The organism is Streptomyces sp. BE20, from assembly GCF_036322525.1.
Classification (GTDB): domain Bacteria; phylum Actinomycetota; class Actinomycetes; order Streptomycetales; family Streptomycetaceae; genus Kitasatospora.
In genome coordinates, this window is record NZ_JAQYWW010000220.1 from 1 (window position 1) to 316 (window position 316).

1 protein-coding gene is annotated in these 316 nt (G+C 75.9%); it reads right to left on the reverse strand.

Going from position 1 to position 316, the window contains the following annotated elements; all coding sequences use genetic code 11:
• Positions 1–316 (reverse strand): hypothetical protein (locus PUR61_RS45035; protein ID WP_329874659.1); only part of this gene is annotated, 316 nt, incomplete at both ends.

A 316-nucleotide genomic window follows, 5' to 3' on the forward strand; every position in this document is an offset into this window, starting at 1 on the left:
CGGCTCCGGCCGCACCGGTAGCCGCTCCGGCCCCGGTCGCCCCGCCGGCCCCGGCCCCCGCACCGGCACCGCTCCCAGCCCCGGCGCAGGCTGCCCCGCCTGCCCCCGACGCCGCACCGGCTCCCCACGCCGCGGCCGCTCCGGCCCCGGCCGCGCCCGGCGCCGCCGCAGCACCCGCCGCCCCCCCCCCCCCACCCCCCCCCCCCCCCCCCCCCCACACCACCCCCCCCCCCAACCCCCACCCAAACCAAAACCACCCAAAACAAAAACAAAAAAAAAAACACAAAACAAAAAAAAACACAACACACCCCCACAG